The following is a 22,854-nucleotide window of genomic DNA, read 5'->3' on the forward strand; positions in this document are numbered from 1 at the left end:
CCTCCGGGGTGGGAAATGAAGGTCATGGTAGCAAGTTGTTGGGCAGCGAAAATGCACGCATAAAAAAAGGGCCTACCTTTCGGTAAGCCCTTTTTCGTACTTGGTGGCTACACAGGGACTTGAACCCCGGACCCCAGCATTATGAATGCTATGCTCTAACCAACTGAGCTATGTAGCCAAGTGGCGCGCATTATTCGCTCGAAACGAGATTGTGTCAACACCCCTTTGCAAAATATTTATGCGTGCGATCAAACGCTTAGGCAATGCGCGGGTGCGAGGGCGCGCGCGGCGCGGCGATCAGCCGCCGAACCAGCCCAGCTTGATGACGAAGATGATCGACAGCACGATGAGCGCCGAATTGAGTTCGCGCCATTTGCCGCTCAACAGTTTGACGGCCGTCCAGGTGATGAAGCCGAACGCGATGCCGTTGGCGATCGAGTAGGTCAGTGGCATGGCCAGTGCGGTCACCACGACCGGCGCGGCGACGGTGATGTCGTCCCAGTCGACTTCTGCGAGGCCTGATGCCATCAGCACTGCCACGAACAGCAGCGCAGGCGCGGTGGCGAATGCCGGGACGCTACCGGCCAGCGGAGCGAAGAACAGCGCCAGCAGGAACAGGCAGGCGACCACGATGGCCGTCAGGCCGGTTCGTCCGCCGGCGCTGACGCCGGCAGCCGATTCGATGTAGCTGGTGGTGGTCGAGGTGCCCAGCAGCGAGCCGGCCAGTGCGGCGGTACTGTCGGCGATCAGGGCGCGGCCCATTTTCGGCATGTGGCCGTCCTTGCCCATCAGGCCGGCACGTTTGGCCACGCCGATGAGGGTGCCGGAGTTGTCGAACAGGTCGACGAAGAGGAAGGCGAAGATCACGCTGATCAAGCCAACGTCGAATGCACCCTTGATGTCCAGCTGCAGGAAGGTTGGTGCCAGCGACGGTGGCATCGATACCACGCCGCCGAACGGGGTGACCCCAAGCACAATAGAGAGCACGGTGATCAGCAGGATGCCGATCAGTACCGAGCCGCGGACCTTCAGTGCTTCCAGGGCGACAATGATGAAGAAGCCGAGTATCGCCAGCACCGGTTCGGGTTTCGACAGGTCGCCCATGCCGACCAGAGTAGCCGGGTTGGCGACCACGATCTTGGCGTTTTGCAGTGCGATCAGTGCCAGGAACAGGCCGATGCCTGCGGCGATGGCCGAGCGCAGCGGCAGGGGAATGCTGTTGATGATCCATTCGCGGATGCGAAAGATCGACAGCAGGAAGAAACACACGGCCGAGATGAACACCGCACCCAGTGCGACCTGCCAGCTGTGGCCCAGGTGCAGGACCACGGTGTAGGTGAAGAACGCATTGAGGCCCATGCCCGGTGCCAAGGCAATCGGGTAGTTGGCGATCAGGCCCATGATCGCCGAGCCGATGGCTGCGGCCAGGCAGGTAGCAACGAACAATGCGCCCTTGTCCATGCCGGTTTCGCCCAGGATGCTGGGGTTGACGAACAAGATGTAGGCCATGGCCAGGAAGGTGGTGACCCCGGCAAGGATTTCCGTGCGCACGGTGGTGTTGTGCGCCTTGAGCTTGAAGAATGAGTCCAGCATGTTGCTCCCCTGAGGCGATGGACGCCGTGATCTGCGGCGACGGTGTGTGCTGAAACATAACTGCCTGGTCAGCTTTTGCGGTTTGCCTGTAGCAGGTTCCGGGCCATGTGCTGCAAGACGCCGCAGGTGCGCCATTGGTAATGCGTTACGCCCTGCATGCCACTTCTGGTTACATAACCTTTGCACCCATTGGAAGCAGTCCGCACCGGGGTTCTGCACCAAAGCGGAGCCGCGCTGCCGGTGTGGCGTTCCTGGGTGCAGGCAAAGGCGCCGGAAAGCGGTTGGTCTGAATCTTGCTGCGATGGCATTTTGCTGGCGCCACGTTTCCGTAGGTACCTGCAGTCTCCGTGGAGTTGTCGGACATGCATGCTTTGTTGTCGCCGGGTATCCGGTTGCTGGGTCGCTATGGGTTCGCACGCAAGTTTCAGCTGCTGTTTCTCTTGTTCATGTTGCCGCTGGTAGGCAGCCTCTGGCTGTTGGGAGAAGACTTTCGCGATCGACTGGCCGTGATCGATGCCGAGCGCAGCGGTGTGCATCAGTTGCTGGCGCTCGACAGCCTGGACGCGCAGCTCTCGGCGCAGCGCAACCGCGCCGCGCGCTGGAAGGCGGTGGATATCCAGCGCCAGCCGACGCCGGAGGCTCAGGCGGCGATCGCCGCGCTGGAGGCGGCCACGCCGGGGATCCAGGCGTCGCTCGAGAAACTGGGCAGTGAGCTGGCGCGCGAAAAGGCGCCGGCCGATACCCTGGAGCGCCTGCAAGCGGTGCAGGCCGCCACCAAGGGGCTGGACCTGGCGAGCCTGCGCCAGGTGGGTTGGTGGCCCGATGGCTACGATCGCTTCACGGCGGCGCTGACGTCGGTGCAGGTGCTGCGCGAGCAGATTGCCATGGCCAGTGGCTTGATCGTCGACCCGTGGCGGGAAACCTATCTCTTGATGCAGATCGCCACCCAGCAGGCACCTGATCTGATCGAACGTGTGGGGCGCTTGGGCAGCATTGGCCATTCGTCATTGGTCGCCGGGCAGTTTAGCCTGCAGAGTCGTCTGCAGATGCGCGACCTGCGCAGTCGCATCAACGATGCGCGCGAGCAACTGGTGAAAGCCGGTGGCACTCTGCAACAGCGCCTGCCGGAGCAACTGCGCGGCTGGGATGCGCAGTACCAGAAAGCGCTGGGTACGTTGGACGGCGAGTTGAAGCGGCTGGATGACAACCTGTTCGGCGGCGACATCAAGCTGTCAGCCGCGCAGTTCGAAAGCAGCGTGGACAGCATGCTCGGCGCCTTGAGCAGTTTGCGGCATGAGTCGCTGACGTCGTTGGAGTCGAGGCTGGACCACTATCATGCCCAGGCCGTTCGCCAGTTGATTCCAGGCGCGGCGGTATTCGCCTTGCTGCTGTTGGCAGCGCTGTACCTGTTCGTTTGCCTGCAGGCGTCGATCCGCCGTAGTGCCAGCGGGATCACCACGCTGGCGCAGTCGTTGCGCGACGGTGACCTGAGCGTCCAGGTGGCGGTGCAGGGGCGCGACGAGCTGGCCGCGATCAGCACGGCGCTCAACGCTGCCGTGGTGCAGTTGCGTGGCAGTCTGCTGGGGGTCAACCAAGAGACCGTGCAGCTGAGCCAGGCAGTGGTGACGCTCAATAGCCAGTCCAGCGGCACGCTCGATGAAGTCGAGGCGCAGCAGCAACAGATCAGCCAGATCGCGGCGGCAGCCACGCAGTTGGCGGCCACCTCGCAAGGGGTTGCGCGCAGCTGCGAGCAGGCTTCGGACAGTGCGCAGCAGACCCGGCAGATTGCCGAGGACAGCAGCCGCGACAGCCAGCGCACCACTGCCAGTATTCAACAGCTCAACCAGCGTTTGAACGACACGGCCCAGGCGCTTGGCCGGGTGAGTGAACAGGGGCAGCAGATCCAGTCGGTGGTGGATGCGATTCGCGGTATTGCCGAGCAGACCAATCTGCTGGCGCTCAATGCGGCCATCGAGGCAGCCCGGGCGGGTGAACAGGGTCGCGGCTTTGCGGTGGTGGCCGATGAGGTGCGCAGCCTGTCGCAGCGCACTCAGGCGTCGACTGGGCAGATTGCCGGGACGGTGGAAAGTTTGCGCTCGACGGTCAAGCAGGCCGTGGAGTTGATGCAGGTCGCCTGTGGGCAGGCGCAGGTCGATGCGCAGTCGGTGATGGGCCTGGGGGATCGCCTGGGCGAGATCGCCGGGGCGGTGCAGGGAGTGACCGATACTCTGGCGCAGATCGCCACGGCAGTGGAGGAACAGGCGGCCACGGCCGATGAGGTGAGCAGCAACATTCAGCAGGTGGACCAGGCGGCAGTGCGTTTGCTCGATGGCGCGCGGGCGGTGAACCAGGCGGCGGATCGGCTGGGGCAGGGGAGCCGGGTGCTGAGCGAGAATACGGCGCGGTTCAATCTGGGGTAGGGCTGGGGGATTGCGGGGTGGTTTTCGCGGCCAATGACCGCTCCTACGGGTGAGTTGTGTGCAGTTCGTAGGAGCGGTCATCGGCCGCGAAGCATCCGGTGCGGTCTTTCACGCCAGGGTGCTGGTCAGGCCTGGGCGGTTTCGGCGGGGGAGACGATGCTGGTTTTCATGCCGCGCGAGCGGCCCGAGCTGAGGTAGGCGGCGATCGATTCCTGGGTCACTTCGCCAAGGAACACGTTCTCGGCGTCCAACACAGGCAGCCATGAGCGATTGAATTCGTACATGCGCGACAGCAGGATGCGCAGGTGCTCGTCGTAGGCCGCCGTGGCGTTGAATTCACGCAGGAAGTCGACGCAGCTGCCGACCTGGCGATACAGGTCACGGCGGCGCACATAACCCATGGCCTTGTTCTGCGCGTCGGTGACGACGACGTAGCGGCGGTCGTGTTCGTCCATCAGTTCCAGTGCATCGGCCACCGGCGTTTCCGGGCTCACCGACGGTGCGTTGTCGGCGGCGTCCTCGGCCTTGACCAGCAGCAGGCGCTTGAGCGTGCTGTCCTGGCCGACGAAATTACTGACGAAGTCGTCCACCGGGTGGGCCAGCAAGGTGTCGGGATGGTCGATCTGCAGCAGCTTGCCAGCACGGAAGATGGCGATCTTGTCGCCCAGCTTGATTGCCTCGTCGATGTCATGGCTGACCATGATCACGGTCTTGTTCAACGCCCGCTGCATCTCGAAGAACTCGTTCTGGATCATCTCGCGGTTGATCGGGTCGACCGCGCCGAAGGGCTCGTCCATCAACAGTAGCGGCGCTTCGGCGGCCAGTGCGCGGATCACGCCGATGCGTTGCTGCTGGCCGCCTGACAGTTCGCGCGGGTAGCGGTGCAGGTACTGCTTGGGCTCCAGCTTGATCATGCTCATCAATTCGCGGGCGCGCTCGGCGCAGCGCTTCTTGTCCCAGCCGAGCAGGCGCGGGACCACGGTGATGTTCTCCTCGATGGTCATGTTGGGGAACAGGCCGATCTGCTGGATGACATAGCCGATGTTGCGACGCAGGGTCACTTCGTCCAGGCCGGTGGTGTCCTCGCCGTTGATCAGGACCTTACCGGAGGTGGGCATGATCAGCCGGTTGATCATCTTCAGCGTGGTGCTCTTGCCGCAGCCCGAAGGCCCGAGGAATACGCAGATCTCGCCTTCGTTGACGGTCAGGCTTACCGCGTCGACGGCTTTGACTTCCTTGCCGTTGCTGTGGAAGGTCTTGGTCAGGTTCTGGAGTTCGATCATTTCAATAATCCTTTGGGAGTCAGGGCGCGTTGCAGCCATTGCAGGAGCAGGTCGGCGATGATCGCCAGGACACTGACCAGCACGGCGCCGACGATGAGCATGGACATGTCGCTGCGGCTGATGGAGGTGAGGATGAGAACGCCCAGGCCGCCGGCGCCGATGGTGGCGGCGATGGTCATGACGCCGATGTTCATCACCACGGCGGTGCGCACGCCGGCGAGAATCACCGGCACGGCGATGGGCAGCTCGACCATGCGCAGGCGCTGGCCGAAGGTCATGCCGATGCCTTTGGCCGCTTCGCGGATGCCGGGCTCCACGCCGGTCAGCGCCAGGTAGGTATTACGCAGGATCGGCAGCAACGAGTAGAGAAACACGGCCGTGATGGCCGGCAGTGGACCAAGGCCCTGGCCGAACTTGGAATAGAACGGCAGCAGCAGGCCGAACAGGGCGATCGAAGGGATGGTCAGCAGCACGGTGGCGCAAGCCTGCAAAGGCCCGGCGAGTGCCGGGAAGCGGGTCATCAGGATGCCGATGGGCACGCCGAAGAGGATGGCCAGGCTGACGGCGATGCCGACCAGTGTGATGTGCTGCCAGGTCAGGTGCAGCACCAGGGGCCAGTCGAGGTGGGAGAAGGTGTCGAGGAAACTCATGGCTTCTCCTGGGCTTGATCGTTGATCGGATGGGCCTTGAGAAACTCGGCCGCCACTACCGTCGGGCTGCGGTGCGCGACGTCGACCTGGGCGTTGAGCTCACGCATGGTGGCATCGTCGAGCATCTCGGCCAGCGGCTTCAGTTGCGCAGCCAATTGCGGGTGGGCGTCGAGCAGTTGCTGACGAACCACCGGCGCGGCGGTGTAGTCGGGGAAGTACTCGAGGTCGTCTTCGAGCAGCTTGAGCTTGAAGGCGTTCAGGCGGCCATCGGTGGTATAAACCAAGCCGGTGAAGACCTGCCCGTTGCGCAGCGCGGTATAGACCAGGCCCGCGTCCATCTGGCGAATGTCACGCCGGGTGAATTTCAGGTCGTAGGTCTGGGTCAGGCCGACCAAGCCGTCAGAGCGGTTGGCGAACTCGGTGTCCAGGGCCAGGATGTGGCCTTTCTTCGGTTCGTCGATCAGCACCTGGTTCAGCTGGCTGATGGTGTTGACCTGGGGATACGCCTTGGCGACGTCTTCAGGCAAGGCCAGGGCGTAGGTGTTGCTGAACCGCGAGGGCGTCAACCAGACCAGACCCTTCTTGGCGTCCAGTTCCTTGACTCGCGCGTAGGTTGCCGCGCTGTCGAGCTTCTCGTCGATATGGTTGTAGGACACCAGTGACACACCGGTGTATTCCCAGAGCATGTCCAACTGGCCGCTTTCCTGGGCACTGCGTGCCAGGTTGCTACCCAGGCCGCCGGTGACCCGAACGTCGTAGCCCTTGCTGCCCAGGTATTGGGCGGTGATGGCCGCCAGTACGGTTTGCTCGGTGAACACCCGGGCGCCGAGGCGGATCACGGGTCGGTCCGCAGCCTGCACGACGCCTGCGCACAACAGGGCCAGGCCCAGTACGATGCTTAACTTCTTCATTGAATTCATTCCTTCGCTCAGCGAGTCAACCCGCGTTCAAGCCAGAGGCGGCTGACCAGGGTCACGAGGCCGTCCAGAATCAGGGCCAGCAGCGCCGTGCAGGCAGCGCCCAGCAGCAGCTGCGGCTGATTGTTCAGGGCGATGCCGGGGAAGATCAGGCTGCCCAGGCTGTTGGCGCCAATGAGGAACGCCAGGGGCGCGGTGCCTACGTTGATCGCCAGCGCCACGCGTACACCGCCGACGATGATCGGCACGGCATTGGGCAACTCCACCTTGAACAGCACCTGGCGTGGGGTCATGCCGATGCCGGTGGCGGCTTCCTTGAGTGAACCCTGAACGTTTTTCAGGCCTTCGTAGGTGTTGCGCACGATGGGCAGCAGGGAGGCGAGAAACAGCGCGAAGATGGCCGGGCCACTGCCGATGCCCAGGATGCCCAGGGCGATGGCGAGGACCGCCAGGGGAGGAATGGTGTTGCCGATGTTGAAGATCTGCATGAAGCGTTCGGCGCGCTTGACCATGCTGGGCCGACTCAGCGCCACTCCAGCGGGAACGCCCACCAGCAGCGCGGCGAACATCGAGACCAGCACCAGAATCAGGTGCGCTTGCAGATAGAACAGCAGATCTTCACGGTAATGCTCGATGGTGCTTAAGCCGATCCAATGGACCAGCAGGGCCAGGACGGCAACGATAACAGCGCCCCCTAACAGCCCTTTGCCATAGCGATTAGCCACAGGCGGACTCCTTTTTTTCCGTCGGCGCCTACCGGGCCTGCGATGAGCGCTCAAGCGAGCGATCGACCCAGGTAGGACGCGAATAGCAGCTCGCGCGATGCGAGCCATAAGCGCAGCCTCGTCAGGCTAACTTGCTGATTTTGCTAGCCCTGACGCGTGTTCGAATCAGGGGATGGACGTCTCCGTGCCTTGAAAGGTTCCCACACATTGACAGCATTTGGCCACCTCGGATGGGGTAAACGGTCGAATGAGCGGTGGCGGAAAAAGCACGATTGGCAGGCGCGCAACTCGATTCAGCTGCGCTCTGCCCTATCGTGGCGAGCTCGTTCTACACCTCCCAACGCCCCTTTAATCCAGATGCCGCGTGCGTCCCAACCGGTAGATCAGCAACGTCAGGGAGTCGGCATTCATCAGCATGATGCGGGAACGGATATCCGCGTCGTTCAGAAACCGGCGGCGGGCGTCCACGAGGTCTGGCGAGGCAGCGATTCGCAGGATCAGGGCGCGGCCCTTGCGGTCGTCGTTGCGAATGTCGCGTATGCGCCCGGTCACCTCGTCGCGCACGGTGAACAGCCTCCGACTGGGCGTGCGATGGGAAAACAGCTCGTCGTGCTCGTGCTCCAGCCACGCTCGGCGCACGCCGGGTCGCAACCGTTCGACATAAGGAGTCGCGGCTTCCAGGTAGCGGATATCGCGGGTGTCGCAGGCGATGTGGGTGAACTCATGCAGCAGGACCATGGCCTTGCTCAGGGCATTGGCATCGTCGGGGCGAAAGCTCGGCGCCAGCGGCAGGTTTCGGGCGCTGTCGAACTCGAAGAATTCATCGAGCAGGAAGACCTGCTTCTGTGGATCCAGCGCAGACATGAACGCAATGCCCACGCTCGACGCCTGGTTCAGGCGGCGGCCCATGACGTAGCGCTTGGAACTCACCGGCGAATAAGCCCGCGAGGCCATGACCGTGACGAGCTTTTCCAGCGATTGGCGGATGCGTCGCACCAGCGCGTCGCTGACCTGCGGCGTGCCGAAGAAATGCGCGATGATGTCCAGGGTGGTCGCCGGGGCGCGACCGGCCGGCGTGGCGCGATGCAGGTTATCCAACGCATTGCCCAGGTAGGACAGGGCATCGCGGTGCGCATGGCGCAACATGCGCGCGCGCTGCGGCATCAGTTGGCGAATCTTGCGCGCGCCCACGGCCAGAATCACTACTTCGTTGCGGCCCAGGGTCCAGCGTGTCAAACGGCCACCCAGGCGGCTCGGTACGCCACCGGCGTACACGGGCAGTGCCGGGGACGTGCTGATTGCCCAGCCTATCTGCGCATCGAAGTCCAGCATCGGCCCCAGCTCCTCATCCTGCGTGCCACCTAGAAACCACTGGCCGTCTTCCTGACGAACGCGGTAGAGCCGCCCGCGCAGATTGATGAAGTGTTCGGAGGTGGTGCGAGTGGCGTAGCTGCCGGTCGAGGCCTCGAAGTACAGGTCTTGCAGGGCTTGTCCGGGGCTTTCGTAGCCGGCCAGCGACAAACCGTATTGACTGTCTTCGCGCAGCGCCTGCCAGAACTGCTCGCGACGGGTGGGTACGCCTTCGAGCTTCGAGACGCCATGCCCGATCAGCGCACCCTGAACCAGTGCGCAAGCCAGCTCGAGCAAGCTCTGGCCCCATTTGCCCTGTTCTGCGGCCTGGGCAATCTGCAGGGTCTTGAGCTCCAGTTGCCAGGTCGCCAGGATCAGGCCGATCTTGCCCGGCAGAAACATCGGCAGTTGCTCCCAAGCCAGGCTCAATACGCTGACGAAGGCGCTCCACTGCGCCTGTGCCGCCGTGGTGAGTTGGGTCTTGGATAGCGTGATCAGGTAGCGGGCATTCTCTTCGAACAGGAAGTGCAGCAGGTTGCCGGTGACGGGCGTACTGCTCAGCTGAACAGGGCCTGGGGCCGGAAAGTAATCGAAGCTGGACTCTGAACTCAGGTTCAAATGAGCTTCCTTGAAGCCACCGTGGTCGTAGCGTGAGCGCCACGACTCGGGCATGCGCGCCAATACGCGCTGCTGCAGGCTCGTGTCGTCGATCAATGCCTTGAGCAGCGCGGCAGCGTTGTCGAAAGCTTGGAGCGGGAGGCTGGCCTCATAGGGCAGATACAGCACGCACAGGCCACTACCGCGGGCAATGAACAAGTAGCAATCAGGCACGCGGTCGGCGCTCAGGCCTTGGCTGGCGATCAGCTCCAGTGGGGTGAAATCGAGCGGTCCCAGGTCGCCGACCGGTCGCAACTGTGCTTCAGGTGCAAGCATCACTTGGGTGATCAACTGAACGGCCTGCAACGACAGGCTGCCCTTGAGGTGCGCTCGCCAGGCATATTCGATCAGCTGACCGGGCAGCTGGCGACAGTACCGTTCCAGGCGCCGTGCGTAGCGCAGGTCCGTCGGCAGGAACGCCTGCTCCAGCATCACCTGGTAGTGACGGCCCAGATCCAACGCTCGTACAAGTTGGCGAACATAGGCTGCATCCAGCTCGGCCGGCGCCGGGTGCCCGCTGCCCAGCTCGACGGCGGTGATGGCCGCGTCCCAATCGCGATAGTGATTCAGCGCGTATTGCACCAGGCTCTGCCGGTGGCTGAGCGTGGCGGCCGGCACAGCGCTGGGAATCTCGCCCGGCAGTGGTGGGGTCGGTACGTAGCGCTGTGTGGTGACAAACACCGCGTGAGGCATGAAGCGGCCGGGTGTGAAGTCCGAGTCCAGCTGGGCTTGCAGGCGGTCTTGCGCAAAGCTCGGAATGTCTTGAAGGTCGAGCAGGTAATCCTGCTCGGCGGGGCTGCTCAGCAGGCTATAGGCCAAGGCTTTGAGGTAACCGGTTTTCTGCGCGGCAGTCGCCTGTGCCAGCCAGGGAGGGATCACATCGATCTGGATTTGCCGGCGAGCCAGTTCGCAGTGATGCTCCAGTGCTCGCGCCAGGTTGTCCGGCGGCTCGGCCTGACGCATCAGGTCAGGCAACGAGGCGATGGGCCAGCTGCCGGCGATCAAATGATCGAAGGTTTGCAGGCGCCAGGCTTGCCGTGCCGAGCTGTCGAAGGTGTTCTGGCGCAAGGGGGCCGAGGTTGAAACAGACTTTTCATCCAGGCGGCTTTCCAGCGCCACCAGATAATGCTGCAGCTGGCGATAGTACCCGCTGGCCAGCGCCTCTCGATGACGTCCGGCCTGCTCGAATGCCCCACGCAGTTGCTGACGAGCGCGGCGCACAATCGTGGCCATCAACGGTTCGGGCAATGCCTCGATAGGCTGCTGGACGCCTTCTGCGACCTGGATGAAGGCTTGCCCCGGCGCCTTGTCGCCGGTTTGCCACAATGCCTGGGGCAGGTTGGGTTCGGGCAGCTGGATGGACAGGGCAGCGGGGCCGCCCTCCAGAACGTAGGCCATCTCACGTTGCAGGAGGCCCGCCGAGACTGACATCAGGTCCGGCCCGCGGGCTTGATAGCGAGCGTATTGCAGGTCCAGATCGACCAGGTGGGTGAGCAGTTGCTGTGGATCGTGGGCATCGCGCAGGATCGCGGCGCCCACATAGTTCAGGCTGGCCGGATCATCGCGAATGTCGCCCGGGAAAAGTGGGTCCAGCGTGCGCAGGTGTGGGTCCAGGCGTCGATCCAGTGCCAGGGCTTGTTGGCACAGGCGCCAGGGCGTTTGCGGGCTGCCCTGGCTCAGGGTTTCCTGCAGGCGGGTACGCTGTTGCGCCAACAGTGCCCGTGCATACGCTTCCAGCGTTTGAACGGGGGTGGGGTCCAGGCACAAGGCGTTGATGCGCAGCGTTTTGAACAGGGCCTGGCTGGTTTGAGGGGCATGGGGCAGCCAACGCTCTCGCTGCAGCGGGTCGGCCAGGTCCGCCAGCAAGGCGCGTCGGCTGGCATACTTTTGCACGCCGCTGCCAGCGCAGTAGGTGTAGCAAGGGCCTGTGTGGTCTGCCTGGCTCAGTACCAACAGATCGTCCAGCGCCAGGTTCTGGTTTTCCAGCGTCGATACACGCAGGGAACAGGCACGCAAAGGGTGCTCCGTTTCGGCGTCATGCCCGCTCGCCCAAGCCGTCAGTTGCCGATACTGCTCGGGTTCCAGGTTGCCGATCTGCTGGCTGTGCAGCAAGTGCTGGAGCAGGGTGGTCTGCAGCGCTGTGCCCAGCTGCTCGCACAAGGGTTGAACGGCCGTAGCCGAGTTGTCCCAGTAATGCGCCAGCCGGATGCCGGCACGTACCGCTGGCTCTAGCAGGTTGCCGTCGGCGGGTGCGAGCATCTCATCGGGTGTCGGCTGGTCCCGCACCCATTCGCGCATCTGCGCAAGATTGTCCGCCAGGCCTGCGTGCAGGCGCAGCATCAGAGCCTGGAACACGTCACCACTGAGCAGCGAGCCTTCGAACGCTTCGACAGGGCGCGCTTGCACGACACGTTGCGCCGCTGCTGTTGCCGGAAACCGCAAGGCCGCGCCCGCGACCGCAGCGCCGATGGAATCGAGCAGAAATTGCTTGAGCTGCAGTGGCTCGGCAAAACGGCGCAGCCCCAGCAACGGGTTGTAGAGCATCACGACCGTGGTGTGGCCGCCTCGGCTCAGTCGCACGGTGGCAGGCAACTCGAAGCGTTGGCCATCGCTCATCACGGCCGTGATCCCGTCGATGCGCAGCTGCTGCGCCGCCGTCGGCTGGTGGTCGCGGTTCGCTGCCGTGATCGATGACAACCACTGGTGCTCTTCGGTTGTGATCTCTCCGGCTGTCAGGCTCGCCTGTGCATGGGCCATGAAACGTTGACGCAGTGACGTACTGTGGAACCAGGGTAGAGGTTGAGCGGACATGGTGCCTCCTGGGCAATGAAAAAAGCCCCGCATGCGAGCCCGATGGGGCGAGGCGGGGTTATCACTGTTGCCCGGAGCAGGAGGGTGGGGGTGGTATCTATGGCTGAAACGCGTCCAGGCAAGCGAGGGGGCGAAAGGTGCACGTCGCCGCTGGACAACGTGCGGTTTGGTTCGAGGCAGGCTATAATCCGCGCCCTTTTTCATTCCCTCGCCAGGCGATCATCCATGACCCAACAGGCCGCCGAAGTCGCGAAACGCCGCACTTTCGCTATCATTTCCCACCCGGATGCGGGCAAGACCACCATCACCGAGAAACTCTTGCTGATGGGCAAGGCCATTGCCGTGGCCGGTACGGTGAAGTCGCGCAAGTCCGACCGTCACGCGACCTCCGACTGGATGGAGATGGAGAAGCAGCGCGGTATTTCCATCACCACTTCGGTGATGCAGTTCCCCTACCGCGAGCACATGGTCAACCTGCTCGACACCCCCGGCCACGAGGACTTCTCGGAAGACACCTACCGCACCCTGACGGCGGTCGACTCGGCCTTGATGGTGCTCGACGGCGGTAAAGGCGTCGAGCCGCGGACCATTGCCCTGATGGATGTCTGCCGCCTGCGCGACACGCCGATCGTCAGCTTCATCAACAAGCTGGACCGCGACATCCGCGACCCGATCGAACTGCTCGACGAAATCGAGGCAGTACTCAAGATCAAGGCTGCACCGATTACCTGGCCGATCGGCTGCTACCGCGATTTCAAGGGTGTCTACCACCTGGCAGGCGACTACATCATCGTCTACACGCCGGGCCATGGCCACGAGCGCACCGATGTGAAGATCATCGAAAAGCTGGACTCCGACGAGGCGCGTGCGCACCTGGCCGATGAGTACGACCGTTTCGTCGAGCAACTGGAACTGGTGCAGGGTGCCTGCCACGAGTTCAATCAGGACGAGTTCCTGAGCGGCCAGTTGACCCCGGTGTTCTTCGGTACGGCACTGGGTAACTTCGGTGTCGACCATGTGCTCGATGCCGTCGTGGACTGGGCGCCGCGCCCGCTGCCGCGGGTTGCCAACGAGCGCACCGTGGAGCCGGTCGAAGAAAAATTCTCCGGCTTCGTGTTCAAGATCCAGGCGAACATGGACCCCAAGCACCGCGACCGCATTGCGTTCATGCGCATCTGTTCGGGCCGCTACGAGAAGGGCATGAAGATGCGCCATGTGCGCACCGGCAAGGACCTGCGCATCGGCGACGCCCTGACGTTCTTCTCCTCCGAGCGCGAGCAGCTCGAAGAAGCGTTCGCCGGCGACATCATCGGCCTGCACAACCACGGTACCATCCAGATCGGCGACACCTTCAGCGAAGGCGAGAGCCTGGGCTTCACCGGTATTCCGCACTTCGCCCCGGAGTTGTTCCGCCGCGTGCGGCTCAAGGATCCGCTCAAGTCCAAGCAGTTGCGCCAGGGGCTGCAGCAGTTGGCCGAGGAAGGCGCCACCCAGGTGTTCTTCCCCGAGCGCAGCAATGACATCATCCTCGGCGCGGTCGGCGTGCTGCAGTTCGACGTGGTCGCCAGCCGTCTGAAGGAAGAATACAAGGTGGAGTGCGCCTACGAGCCGATCACCGTGTGGTCCGCACGCTGGATCGAATGTGCCGATAAAAAGAAACTCGAGGAATTCAGCAACAAGGCCGCAGAAAACCTGGCGCTGGACGGCGGTGGGCACCTGACCTACCTGGCGCCGACACGGGTCAACCTGGCGTTGATGGAAGAGCGCTGGCCGGACGTGAAATTCCGCGCCACCCGCGAGCACCATTGATCGACCCCACGTGGGCCTCAGTGGCGGATCTGGTTCCAGATACGGGTGCGTAGCTGCTCGATCTCGGTCGGCATGGGTTGCAGCAGGAACAACTTGCTCATGACCTCGGCACTGGGGTAGATCCTTCGATCGCGCTTGAGCACCGGATCGACCCACTCATCGGCGCCTTCGTTACCATTGGCGTAGTGCACGCTGTTGGTGATGTTGGCCATGACCTTGGGGTCCAGCAGGTAGTTGAGAAAGGTGTACGCCGCGTCTTCGTTCGGGGCGTCGGCGGGGATGGCGACCATGTCGAACCACATGGTCGAACCCTCCCGCGGCAAGGTGAACTCGATTTCCACGCCTTTCCCGGCTCGCCTGGCCTGGGTCTGCGCCTGCAGCACGTCGCCGGAAAAACCGACCACCGCGCACAGCTTGCCCTCGGCCAACTGATGGCTGTACTCCACCGAATCGAAATAGCGTACGTAGGGCTTGATGCTCAACAGCAACGCCCGAGCCTTGTCGTAGTCGGCCGGGTTCTGGCTGTGCGAGGGCAGGCCCAGGTAGTTCAGAGCCATGGGCAGCAGTTCGGGGCCGATGTCGAGAATGGCAACGCCGCACTTCTGCAGGCGCGCGATGTTCTCCGGCTTGAACACCAGGTCCCAGGAGTCGACCGGGGCATCGTTGCCGAGCGCCGCCCGGACCTGATCGACGTTGTAGCCGATGCCGCTGACGCCAAACAGGTACGGAAAGCCATAGCGGTTGCCGGGATCGTTGATTTCCAGGGCGCGCAGCAGTGCAGGGTTGAGGTACTTCCAGTTCGGCAGGCGGGTGCGATCGAGTGGCTTCAGATTGCCGGCGCTGATGTGGCGGTTCATGAAGTGATTGGAAGGGAATATCACATCGTACTTGCCGGGCGATTCGCGCAGGCGCTTTTCCAGGGTGTCGTTGCTGTCGAACAAGCTGTATCGGGTTTCGATGCCGGTCTGGCGCTGGAAGTTGGACAGGGTGTCGGGGGCGATGTAGTCGGGCCAGTTGTAGATGTTGACCGTGCCGGCGGCGAACGCCATGGGCGTGGCCAGCATCAGTGCGGCGAGGGCCAAGTGACGCATGGGGTAACTCCTGAGCCGCCGTTGATCGCCTACTGTAATCATAGAATCGAGGTGGGGGAAGGCCCCGTGCTGCATAGAGCTGCGCGCGATGCCGCGACAACGGTATAGTGCCGGCGCACCCGTCATCGAGGAGATCGCCGTTGCGTTGGTTATCATGGATGCTGGCCGCCGCTGTGTGCGCCACACAGGCCGCCGTTGCCGCGCCGTCGGTGGCGACCCTGGAACGCAGCCACTGGCCGGAGCGCATCGATTCGCCGGTGCTGTTCGACGTCGCGTCGCGGGCGCACATACTGCTGTTCGCCCGTTCGCTGCTGGCCAGCGAAAGCCAGGACGAAGCACAACTGACCACACGGCTGGGCCTGCGCCAGATCAACCTGCTGGCCATCAACGACCTGCGCCAGCGGTTGTGGCAGCGGCTTTGGGCCAACTTCGACCTGGCCCAGCAAAGCTGCGAGCAGGATGCCTCGTTCTGCTACGCCATCGACAGCGAAAGCGAGCTGCGCACCCAGGCGGCCGATTTGGGCATCGATCCCGAATCCTTCTATGCAGGCTTTGCCGTACCGGGCCAGGTGTTCAGCGAGGCTTACCTCAACGAACTGTTGCGCCTGGCTGCCGTGTCGCCGCAGACCACCAGCGAAGTGCAGCTGCTGTCGGAGCAGGAATTCGATGGCAACGGCTTTGCCGACCGCACCTTCCTGCTCAGCTTCGACGGCGGCCCCGGCCCGGTCGATGGCACCACCGATGCGTTGACCGGCTACCTGCGCGCTCAGGATCTGAGCGCCACGTTCTTTGTGCCCGGACAAACCCTGCAGGCGCGTGCCGAGAAGACCTCGGTGGCCCAGTTGCAGGCGCTGTATGCCGGCCAGTGCGTGGCGACCCTGGGTTGGCAGTACGTGTCCCATGGGCAATGGGACAAGTGGCAGGACTCGGTGCTGCGCAGCATCGCCCTGCTGCAGGCCGACCTGCCGGACAGCTACGTGCCCTGGTTCCGCCCGCCGTACGGTCAGCGCCGCGCCGACAGTGGTGGATTCTTCGCCGGTGCCGGTCTGAAGGTGGCGTTGTGGAACATCGATTCGATGGACGACGACAGCCGTCTGACGGCCCAGCAGGCCGGCGAGCGGACGCTCAGCCTGATGCTGCTGTGGCGAAGGGGGATCGTGGTGTTTCACGACACCCTGGCCAAGGCGCAGACCGCAGTGCCCTGGTTGATGCGAGAAACCGCCCAGACCGACATCGCCTGGCAGGCGTGTGCCGACGTTCGGTGAGCGTGAGGCCGTAAACGTCAGGTTTTGCGGGGGCTTGGCAGGTTTGCGGAGAAATTTGGCGAGATGATGATGGGTAGGTCAACTTCGGACTCTAACGGCGTATGTCCCAGCCGCCAAGCGTTATTCGCACGGCTGAAAAATAAACATCAAAAAACCGTAAAGTGCGTTTTTTCTTCATGGGTTTTGCGGTATTACGAAGACAGACCGCCGAACCCTGCATCACAGGTGGCGTCTTCCAGAGACTCTCCACCTGTGCGCAGGTCCTGCTCCTTGATGCGGGAATCCGGCGGCCTTTTCACGGCGCAGCACCGTCCAGGTATTGCGTTGTCAGGCTCCCAAAAAGGTGACCGAGTATGGATGAACAAGGACGCAGCACCTCTTCCAATCAGCCGATCCTTTATGTGCTCGATACCAACGTACTGATCCACGATCCAAATGCCCTGCTGAATTTCGAAGAACACCGTGTCGCCATTCCCATGACCGTTCTGGAGGAACTGGACAAACTCAAGGATGGCAAGCAGACCGTCGCTGCCGAATGTCGGCAGGCCATTCGCCTGATCGACAAGACCCTGGGCGATGCGTCGCCGGCGGTGGTCGAATCGGGTGTGCCGATCATGCGCGTCAACGGCAGCACCAAGGGTTTTCTGTCTATCCTCATGGACAAGCGCCCCGAGCCATCGAACCTGCTGCCGCAGAACCTCAACGACAACATCATCATCAACCAGTTGATCGACCTGCACACCCGTCACCCCGACCTGAGCGTGATTCTGGTCACCAAAGACATCAACATGCGGCTCAAGGCCCGCGCTTGCGGCATTGCCGCCGAGGATTACAGCACCGACCAACTCGTCGACGACGTATCGCTGCTTTCGCGTGGCTACCACAATGTGACCGGCTCGTTCTGGGACCGCGTGAGCAAGGTCGAGACCCGTCAGGACCACGGCCGCACCTGGCACCGCGTGCAGTTGAGCGAGCTGCTGCCCTCGGTGCACATGAACGAGTTCATCATCGACGAGCAGGGCTTCGTCGGCTGGATCAAGGGCATCAAGGACGATGAATTGATGATCCTGGACTTGCACCAGGAACCCTTGCTGCACCAGGAAGCCTGGGGCCTGAAGCCGCGTGACATCTACCAGGGGCTGGCCTTGTTCGCCTTGCTGGACCCGGATATTCACTTGGTCAACCTGTCCGGTGCGGCGGGTTCGGGCAAGACCATCCTGGCACTGGCGGCGGCCATCGAGCAGACCATGGTGACCAAGCGCTACCGGCGCATTATCGCCACTCGCAGCGTGCAGGGGCTGGACCAGGAAATCGGCTTCCTGCCCGGTACCGAAGCGGAGAAAATGGAGCCTTGGCTGGGCGCCATCACCGACAACCTCGAAGCCCTGCACATGGACGACGAGAACACGCACGGCAGCGTCGACTACATCCTGAGCAAGGTGCCGCTGCAGTTCAAATCGTTGAACTACATTCGCGGCCGCAGTTTCCAGCACAGTCTGATTCTGATCGACGAATGCCAGAACCTCACCCCGCACCAGATGAAAACCATCATCACCCGGGCCGGCACTGGCTCCAAGGTGATCTGCCTGGGCAACCTGGCGCAGATCGACACCCCCTACCTGTCGGCCCCAAGCTCAGGCCTGACCTACCTCACGGAGCGTTTCAAGGACTTCCCGCAGGGTGTGCACATCACGTTGCAAGGTGTGCCTCGCTCGATCCTCGCCGAGTATGCCGAGTCCCATCTGTAAACCTGAAACTGGCGGTGCCTTGCGGCACCGCTCGGTTCAGCCGTTGAATTGCACTTCCTGACGCTCCTGGCCTTTTTCCAGCACGAATCGATAGACGCGCCCCGCCTCCTTGTCGAACGTCAGGCGCTTGCCGGGCCGTACGTGATGCTTGGTGGGCGGCTTGCAGTCCTTGCCGTCGGGGGCACAGTCGTTGAAATGATCGATCACCAGCGTGGCGTTGCCGTCATTGGGGATGACGAAGCTGTTGGCTTCGTGCACCACGTCGGTGACATAGCGCGTGGGCGTCGGCTTGACGAACACCACGGCGCCGAAGCCGGCCAGGATATTCACCCCCGCCGTGAGGGCTTCGTCGTACTGCTTGGCTTGCTCGGCGTTCAAGCCAAAGCCGTCGCTGGCCTCCGGCAGCACCGGAATGAAACGCAGGCGATAGTAGCGCTCGGCCTCGCGCTTGCCGCGGTACAGCAGCCTGACCTGTTGCATGCCCTGGGCCGGCACGATCAGCCGCGCAGGGCTGGCAATCAGGCTGCGTTCGCCCGCTGGCAGGCCGTCGAGCGACACTTCGGTGGCCTTGCCGTCGGCCCCATACACCAGTTCGGCGACGGTGACCTTGACGAAGGCGGTATGGTCGCCGTTGTTGTAGATGCGCTTGAGCGAGGTACTGCGGCCCTCGTCCAGGTATTCGTAGAGGCTGCCGATGTTCAGTTCCGGCCCGGCGTGGGCTGCCGGTGTGCCAAGGGCAAGCAGTAGCAACAGGTGTCTCATGGTGGACCTCAGGCGATGGTGGCGTCGTAGATGATGGTGACCGTGCCGCTGTACTTGGCGCCCGGATTGAGCAGCATCTTCGCGGCGTCGGCGCCGCTGACTTCGAAGTGCAGCATGCCTGCCGCATTGGTGATGTTCCCGGAGGGCACGATCGTTTTGGCCCGCGCCGCGCCGTGCCTGAGCGACAGTCGGTTCACCGGCTGGTTGTTGTGGGTAAAGGTGCTGGGCAGGGTAAGCTGGGTGTCCATGGGCACATCCGCCCGGGTTGTGGTGTAACGCAAGTTGCAGCGACCGTCTGCGGCGTTCGGCAACTGGCAACCCAGGTAGACGCGTAACGGCGAGGCTGCCCACAGGCGCAGAGGAGAGTCGTAATAGAGCCGCTCGGGTGCCCTGCTGGAGTTCATCGTAGCGGCCCAACCGCCCTGCGGAATGAGCTTGAGCTCGGCACCATTGTCGGGGAAGTCCACGCGAATGTCCGGCTGGACCACGAAGCTCACGCGAAAGCGAATGACGTCGGTACTGGCGCTGGTCAGGTTGCCGAAGTCGAAACCGCGGCCAGGCCCTACTGGGTAATCAATGACGCCTTCCCAGCGCCCTGGGTTAAGGGAGGCGGGCGCGGGAAACTCTGGTCGGATGCTGACGCCTATTTGACTGACCTGTGAGTTCTCCACCATCGAGTTGCCGGATTTCGACGAATAACAAGGTGTAGGGTTAGTCTCGTTCAAGGTGTACCACAGGTGCTGGGACCATACGCCTGGGGCACTGCCGATGCCGCCGAGGCCGCCACAGCCACCCCTGGGGGCGGCCAGTACCGTTTCGTTGCGCCAGCTGACCCGTTGGCTGAAATGGTTGAAGGCGATCGACATGCTCGCCGTCTGGCCAGTGTCCTGGTTTTGCAGCGTGATGGCCTGGCGCGCGGGGAGCTTGACATAGACTTTGTTGCGGTCGTCCGCCGAGTTGACGTCCACGACCTTGGTGTAGGTGATGGGCAGATCGATGCCCCAGTCACGGTTCGTGCAATACCCGCCGCTGGCGAACTGACTGCACCATTGCGCCCGCCGGGTAGTGTTGATGAACTGGGTACCCTCGATGCGCGCGGTGATCACGGTTTCGTTCGCCTGCGCCGCTTGAGTGAAAAACCACGGCAAGACCAGCAGTGCAAGCTTGCCGAGGGTTGCTGCCGCCGCATGAGGCCTGTTCGATAGCCGATTCATCCTGCCTCTCCTTCTGAAGCGCCACCGTTGGCGGCCAGGCTGTCTGCGCTGCATTGCTGGTCGCCCACCAACAGCACTTCGTTTTCACGCTGGGCGTGCTTTTCGTCCAGCTTCAGAAAGCACAGCCGTGCACCGCTGCGGCGTACTTCCAGGGTGGGCGTCGATTCGCTCATTTCCACAGCGAAAAAACCGTCGGCCTCGGTCAGGCTGCGGCTGGCGTGGTTGATCACCATGGCACCCTTGATCGGGTCGCCACGGTGGTTGAGCAGGCGGCCCAGTACGGTGACGGTGCGCATCACGCGGATCTTCTGGTAGGTCACGCCGCCACGGTTGAGGTGGTAGCTGAAAGAGGAGGGCTGGATGACCGCCGCGTGGGCGTCGGCGCCCTGGAAGTCGAGTTGCACCTGGCCCGGACGATAGGCACCGGCCGGCATGACGTTGCGGCCTGGATACAAGGTTGCGCCGAAGCTCTGCGGGCTGTCGGCACGCAGGCTCAGGCCCTGGATATCGGATTCCACATCGACGATCACGCCGGCCTCGTAGGCCTGGAAGAGACCGCTGGCGGCGATCTTGTCACCGTCGGTGGCCAGGGTGCTTTCAAGGTTCAGGCCACCGCTCAGGCCGTCGTCCAGGGACGATTTTTGCAGGTAGGCGTCGCCGTACACGGCGTTGTTCTGGAACTGCGCATTGGTGGCAAAGCCTGCACCATAGCGATCGGCTGTCAGCGTGCCCGAGACGTTGCGCAGGGTGTGGTGCTGCAAGGCCTGCTGGTAGGTCAGCGATACGTTGTGATCGCGGCTGCCATCCTGCGCCGTGCGGCTGCCCAGGGTTGCGGACAGGCGGCGGCCGTCCTGGCCCAGGTTCATGCTCAGGGTGAAGTCGACGCCGCGATTGCGGTGCCCGCCGGTGGTGATGGAACCGGGCCGGTCGAATACCGAGGTGCGCCAGTTGGCGTCCGAGCCGAGCAGCTTGCCATGGTAGGTCACGCCCAGGTCGAGTGCGTTGCCGCCATACAGGCCGTCGCTGCGTGCGATACGGGCGTTGGCGCTCCAGCGCTGGTCGATGCGGTGCATCCAGGCCGCCGAGGTTTGAATCACCTGCTGGGCCGGCGCTCGCTCGAGCTGCCCACGCAGCCTTGGGTATTGCTGCCAGCTCTGGCTTCGACTCAACACCAGGTTGCCGGCGTCGTAGTTCCACAGTGCCTGGAGGTCATAGCCCTGGCCGTGCTGACCGGTATGAAACAGGTTGGCGTACAGTTTCAGGCTCTGCAGTGCGTCCCAATCGGCCGACACGCCGTACTGATCGAAACCCCGGACACGCTGCAGCGAACCGCCCAGCACCACGCGGGAGTGGGCCAGGTAGTTGAACAGGGCGCCGGCGCTGAGGCTGTTGTCGCGATCCTCATCCCAGTTGCTGAGCAAGGTACTGCGTTGCCCCAGGTACAGGTTGTAGCGCCAGCGTTCGTCCGGATTGCTCCAGTTCGATGGCTTGTAGATGAACGCCTCGCTGCTGGACGTTACGCGGCCGTCTTCGAGTACTCGCACTTCGACGTCGTAGATGCCACCGGGCAGTACCTTGGTATCGATGGCTTGCAGCCCCGGCTGGACCGGCTGGCTATTGATCAGCACACCGCCGCGGTAGATTTCCACCACCCCGGCGCGCGTCGGGGTTACGTAGATCGGTGTGGCACTGGGGCTGGCGCTGCTCACCGCGAGGCTGTCGCTGCTGCCGAACATGACGCCCAGCGCGGTATCCGGGCTGTCGCCCAGGGTCCGAGGCTGGCGCGCCAGGCCCTGGGAATCGGGCATGAAGTAGCCCAGGCGGTAGAAGTGGTTTTCTATCAGGCGTTCGGCGTACAACTGGTCGACACGCCGCCGGGTGCCTTGGCGACTGTCCTGGCTGCGGTCGGCCTGGACCTGCCCCAAGGCGGTCCAGTCGCCCAGGCTGCCTTGGCCTTGCAGGGCATAGCGACCTGTCTGCTCCTGTTGGCCGGCAGAGATATTGAGCTGGTTACGCAGGATCAGGCCCTGGCTGCCGTGCTCGGGCAGGGCGTGATAGCGTTGGGAATCGGTGCTGCGTTCGACCGAGCGGGTCAGAATCGACAGGCGCGAGTCGTGCAAGCTGTAATGCAGGGCAAGCAATTCGTTGCGGCAATCGTTGACGCAGGTGCCCAGTGGCACTGGATCGGCAAGTTGGGCCGCCCAGCGTTGACGCAGCGGCTGCAAGGACGGCTCGCCGTCGCTGTCGACGAATTCGACGAGCTGGACGCGATCGCGGCGATCCAGTGCGATCAGCGCCTCGCCCAGGGGCTGGCCGTCCAGGTCGATGCGCACCGCCAACGGAACGTCGAAGAAATGCTCGTTGAACTCGGCGGGCAAGCCTTGCGCCTGGCTCAGCACCCCCACCGAGCCCGTGGCCGGGGTCATGGCCATGGACAGGCCAGGCATGAGGGTCAGCACCAGCAGCGAAGCGATGCGCGCACCGCTTGGCATCGATAGGGCATGTGCAGTCATGGGTACCACGAGGTCTTGGGCCAGCCGGTGTCGCGCAGGCAACAGC

The 22,854-nt window shown here is 63.2% G+C and carries 14 protein-coding genes, 1 tRNA gene and 1 pseudogene; 5 read left to right on the forward strand and 11 right to left on the reverse strand.

Features of this window, described 5'->3' with window-relative positions:
- Positions 1–101: 101 nt before the first annotated feature.
- Both LT40_RS02965 and LT40_RS02970 read right to left on the reverse strand, forming a co-directional pair.
- Positions 102–178: transfer RNA gene (locus tag LT40_RS02965), tRNA-Met, on the reverse strand.
- Positions 179–297: 119 nt separating this feature from the next.
- A complete protein-coding gene (locus LT40_RS02970; RefSeq protein ID WP_043186299.1) occupies positions 298–1,593 on the reverse strand; it encodes an NCS2 family permease in 1,296 nt (431 codons plus the stop codon).
- Between the two features lie 1,265 nt (positions 1,594–2,858).
- Between LT40_RS02970 and LT40_RS21950 the strand changes: the two are divergent.
- Together LT40_RS21950 and LT40_RS21955 are read left to right on the forward strand one after the other, a co-directional pair.
- Positions 2,859–3,152: pseudogene (locus tag LT40_RS21950) on the forward strand (HAMP domain-containing protein); the annotation flags it as partial.
- 63 nt (positions 3,153–3,215) lie between these two features.
- Positions 3,216–4,013: a methyl-accepting chemotaxis protein gene (locus LT40_RS21955; protein WP_420329681.1), complete on the forward strand. Its 798-nt coding sequence runs from the start codon at positions 3,216–3,218 to the stop codon at positions 4,011–4,013.
- A gap of 125 nt (positions 4,014–4,138) precedes the next feature.
- Here the strand turns inward: LT40_RS21955 and LT40_RS02980 are convergent, their stop codons facing one another.
- The 5 genes from LT40_RS02980 to LT40_RS03000 form a co-directional block, all read right to left on the reverse strand.
- Positions 4,139–5,296 carry an osmoprotectant ABC transporter ATP-binding protein OsmV gene (locus LT40_RS02980; protein ID WP_043186305.1) on the reverse strand — a complete coding sequence of 386 codons (1,158 nt, stop codon included), beginning with the start codon at positions 5,294–5,296 and terminating at the stop codon, positions 4,139–4,141.
- Positions 5,293–5,946, reverse strand: coding sequence for an ABC transporter permease (locus tag LT40_RS02985; RefSeq protein ID WP_043186308.1), 654 nt, complete (start codon positions 5,944–5,946; stop codon positions 5,293–5,295). The genes LT40_RS02980 and LT40_RS02985 overlap by 4 nt, the downstream gene beginning before the upstream one ends.
- Positions 5,943–6,857, reverse strand: a complete 915-nt coding sequence (locus tag LT40_RS02990; RefSeq protein WP_043186311.1) for a glycine betaine ABC transporter substrate-binding protein — start codon at positions 6,855–6,857, stop codon at positions 5,943–5,945. The genes LT40_RS02985 and LT40_RS02990 overlap by 4 nt, the downstream gene beginning before the upstream one ends.
- A gap of 17 nt (positions 6,858–6,874) precedes the next feature.
- Complete coding sequence (locus LT40_RS02995) at positions 6,875–7,588, reverse strand: ABC transporter permease (protein WP_043186316.1); 714 nt, start codon at positions 7,586–7,588, stop codon at positions 6,875–6,877.
- Between the two features lie 348 nt (positions 7,589–7,936).
- On the reverse strand, positions 7,937–12,406 hold the full coding sequence (locus LT40_RS03000; protein ID WP_043186318.1) for a dermonecrotic toxin domain-containing protein: 4,470 nt from the start codon (positions 12,404–12,406) through the stop codon (positions 7,937–7,939).
- Positions 12,407–12,631: 225 nt separating this feature from the next.
- Here LT40_RS03000 and LT40_RS03005 point away from each other — a divergent pair, with 225 nt between their 5' ends.
- On the forward strand, positions 12,632–14,215 hold the full coding sequence (locus LT40_RS03005; RefSeq protein WP_043186321.1) for a peptide chain release factor 3: 1,584 nt from the start codon (positions 12,632–12,634) through the stop codon (positions 14,213–14,215).
- A 17-nt stretch (positions 14,216–14,232) separates the two neighbouring features.
- Here the strand turns inward: LT40_RS03005 and LT40_RS03010 are convergent, their stop codons facing one another.
- Positions 14,233–15,306 (reverse strand): polyamine ABC transporter substrate-binding protein, encoded by a 1,074-nt coding sequence (locus LT40_RS03010; RefSeq protein ID WP_043186323.1) that lies wholly within the window; start codon positions 15,304–15,306, stop codon positions 14,233–14,235.
- A 158-nt stretch (positions 15,307–15,464) separates the two neighbouring features.
- Between LT40_RS03010 and LT40_RS03015 the strand changes: the two genes are divergently transcribed.
- Both LT40_RS03015 and LT40_RS03020 read left to right on the forward strand, forming a co-directional pair.
- Entirely contained in the window at positions 15,465–16,571 is a 1,107-nt protein-coding gene (locus LT40_RS03015) for a polysaccharide deacetylase family protein (protein ID WP_043186325.1), read from the forward strand.
- Between the two features lie 353 nt (positions 16,572–16,924).
- Positions 16,925–18,319: a PhoH family protein gene (locus LT40_RS03020; RefSeq protein WP_043186327.1), complete on the forward strand. Its 1,395-nt coding sequence runs from the start codon at positions 16,925–16,927 to the stop codon at positions 18,317–18,319.
- Between the two features lie 36 nt (positions 18,320–18,355).
- On the opposite strand, the gene LT40_RS03025 is transcribed toward LT40_RS03020, so the two are convergent.
- Genes LT40_RS03025 through LT40_RS03035 form a run of 3 tightly spaced genes read right to left on the reverse strand, consistent with a single transcriptional unit; the run spans position 18,356 to position 22,808 of the window.
- The gene (locus LT40_RS03025) at positions 18,356–19,081 is read right to left on the reverse strand and encodes a pilus assembly protein (RefSeq protein WP_043186329.1); all 726 of its coding nucleotides are present in this window, start codon (positions 19,079–19,081) and stop codon (positions 18,356–18,358) included.
- Between the two features lie 8 nt (positions 19,082–19,089).
- Entirely contained in the window at positions 19,090–20,295 is a 1,206-nt protein-coding gene (locus LT40_RS03030) for a hypothetical protein (RefSeq protein WP_043186331.1), read from the reverse strand.
- Positions 20,292–22,808: a TcfC E-set like domain-containing protein gene (locus LT40_RS03035; RefSeq protein WP_237749281.1), complete on the reverse strand. Its 2,517-nt coding sequence runs from the start codon at positions 22,806–22,808 to the stop codon at positions 20,292–20,294. Before LT40_RS03035 ends, LT40_RS03030 begins: the two co-directional genes overlap by 4 nt.
- Between the last annotated feature and the right edge of the window lie 46 nt (positions 22,809–22,854).

Source organism: Pseudomonas rhizosphaerae (assembly GCF_000761155.1).
Taxonomy (GTDB): Bacteria; Pseudomonadota; Gammaproteobacteria; order Pseudomonadales; family Pseudomonadaceae; genus Aquipseudomonas; species Aquipseudomonas rhizosphaerae.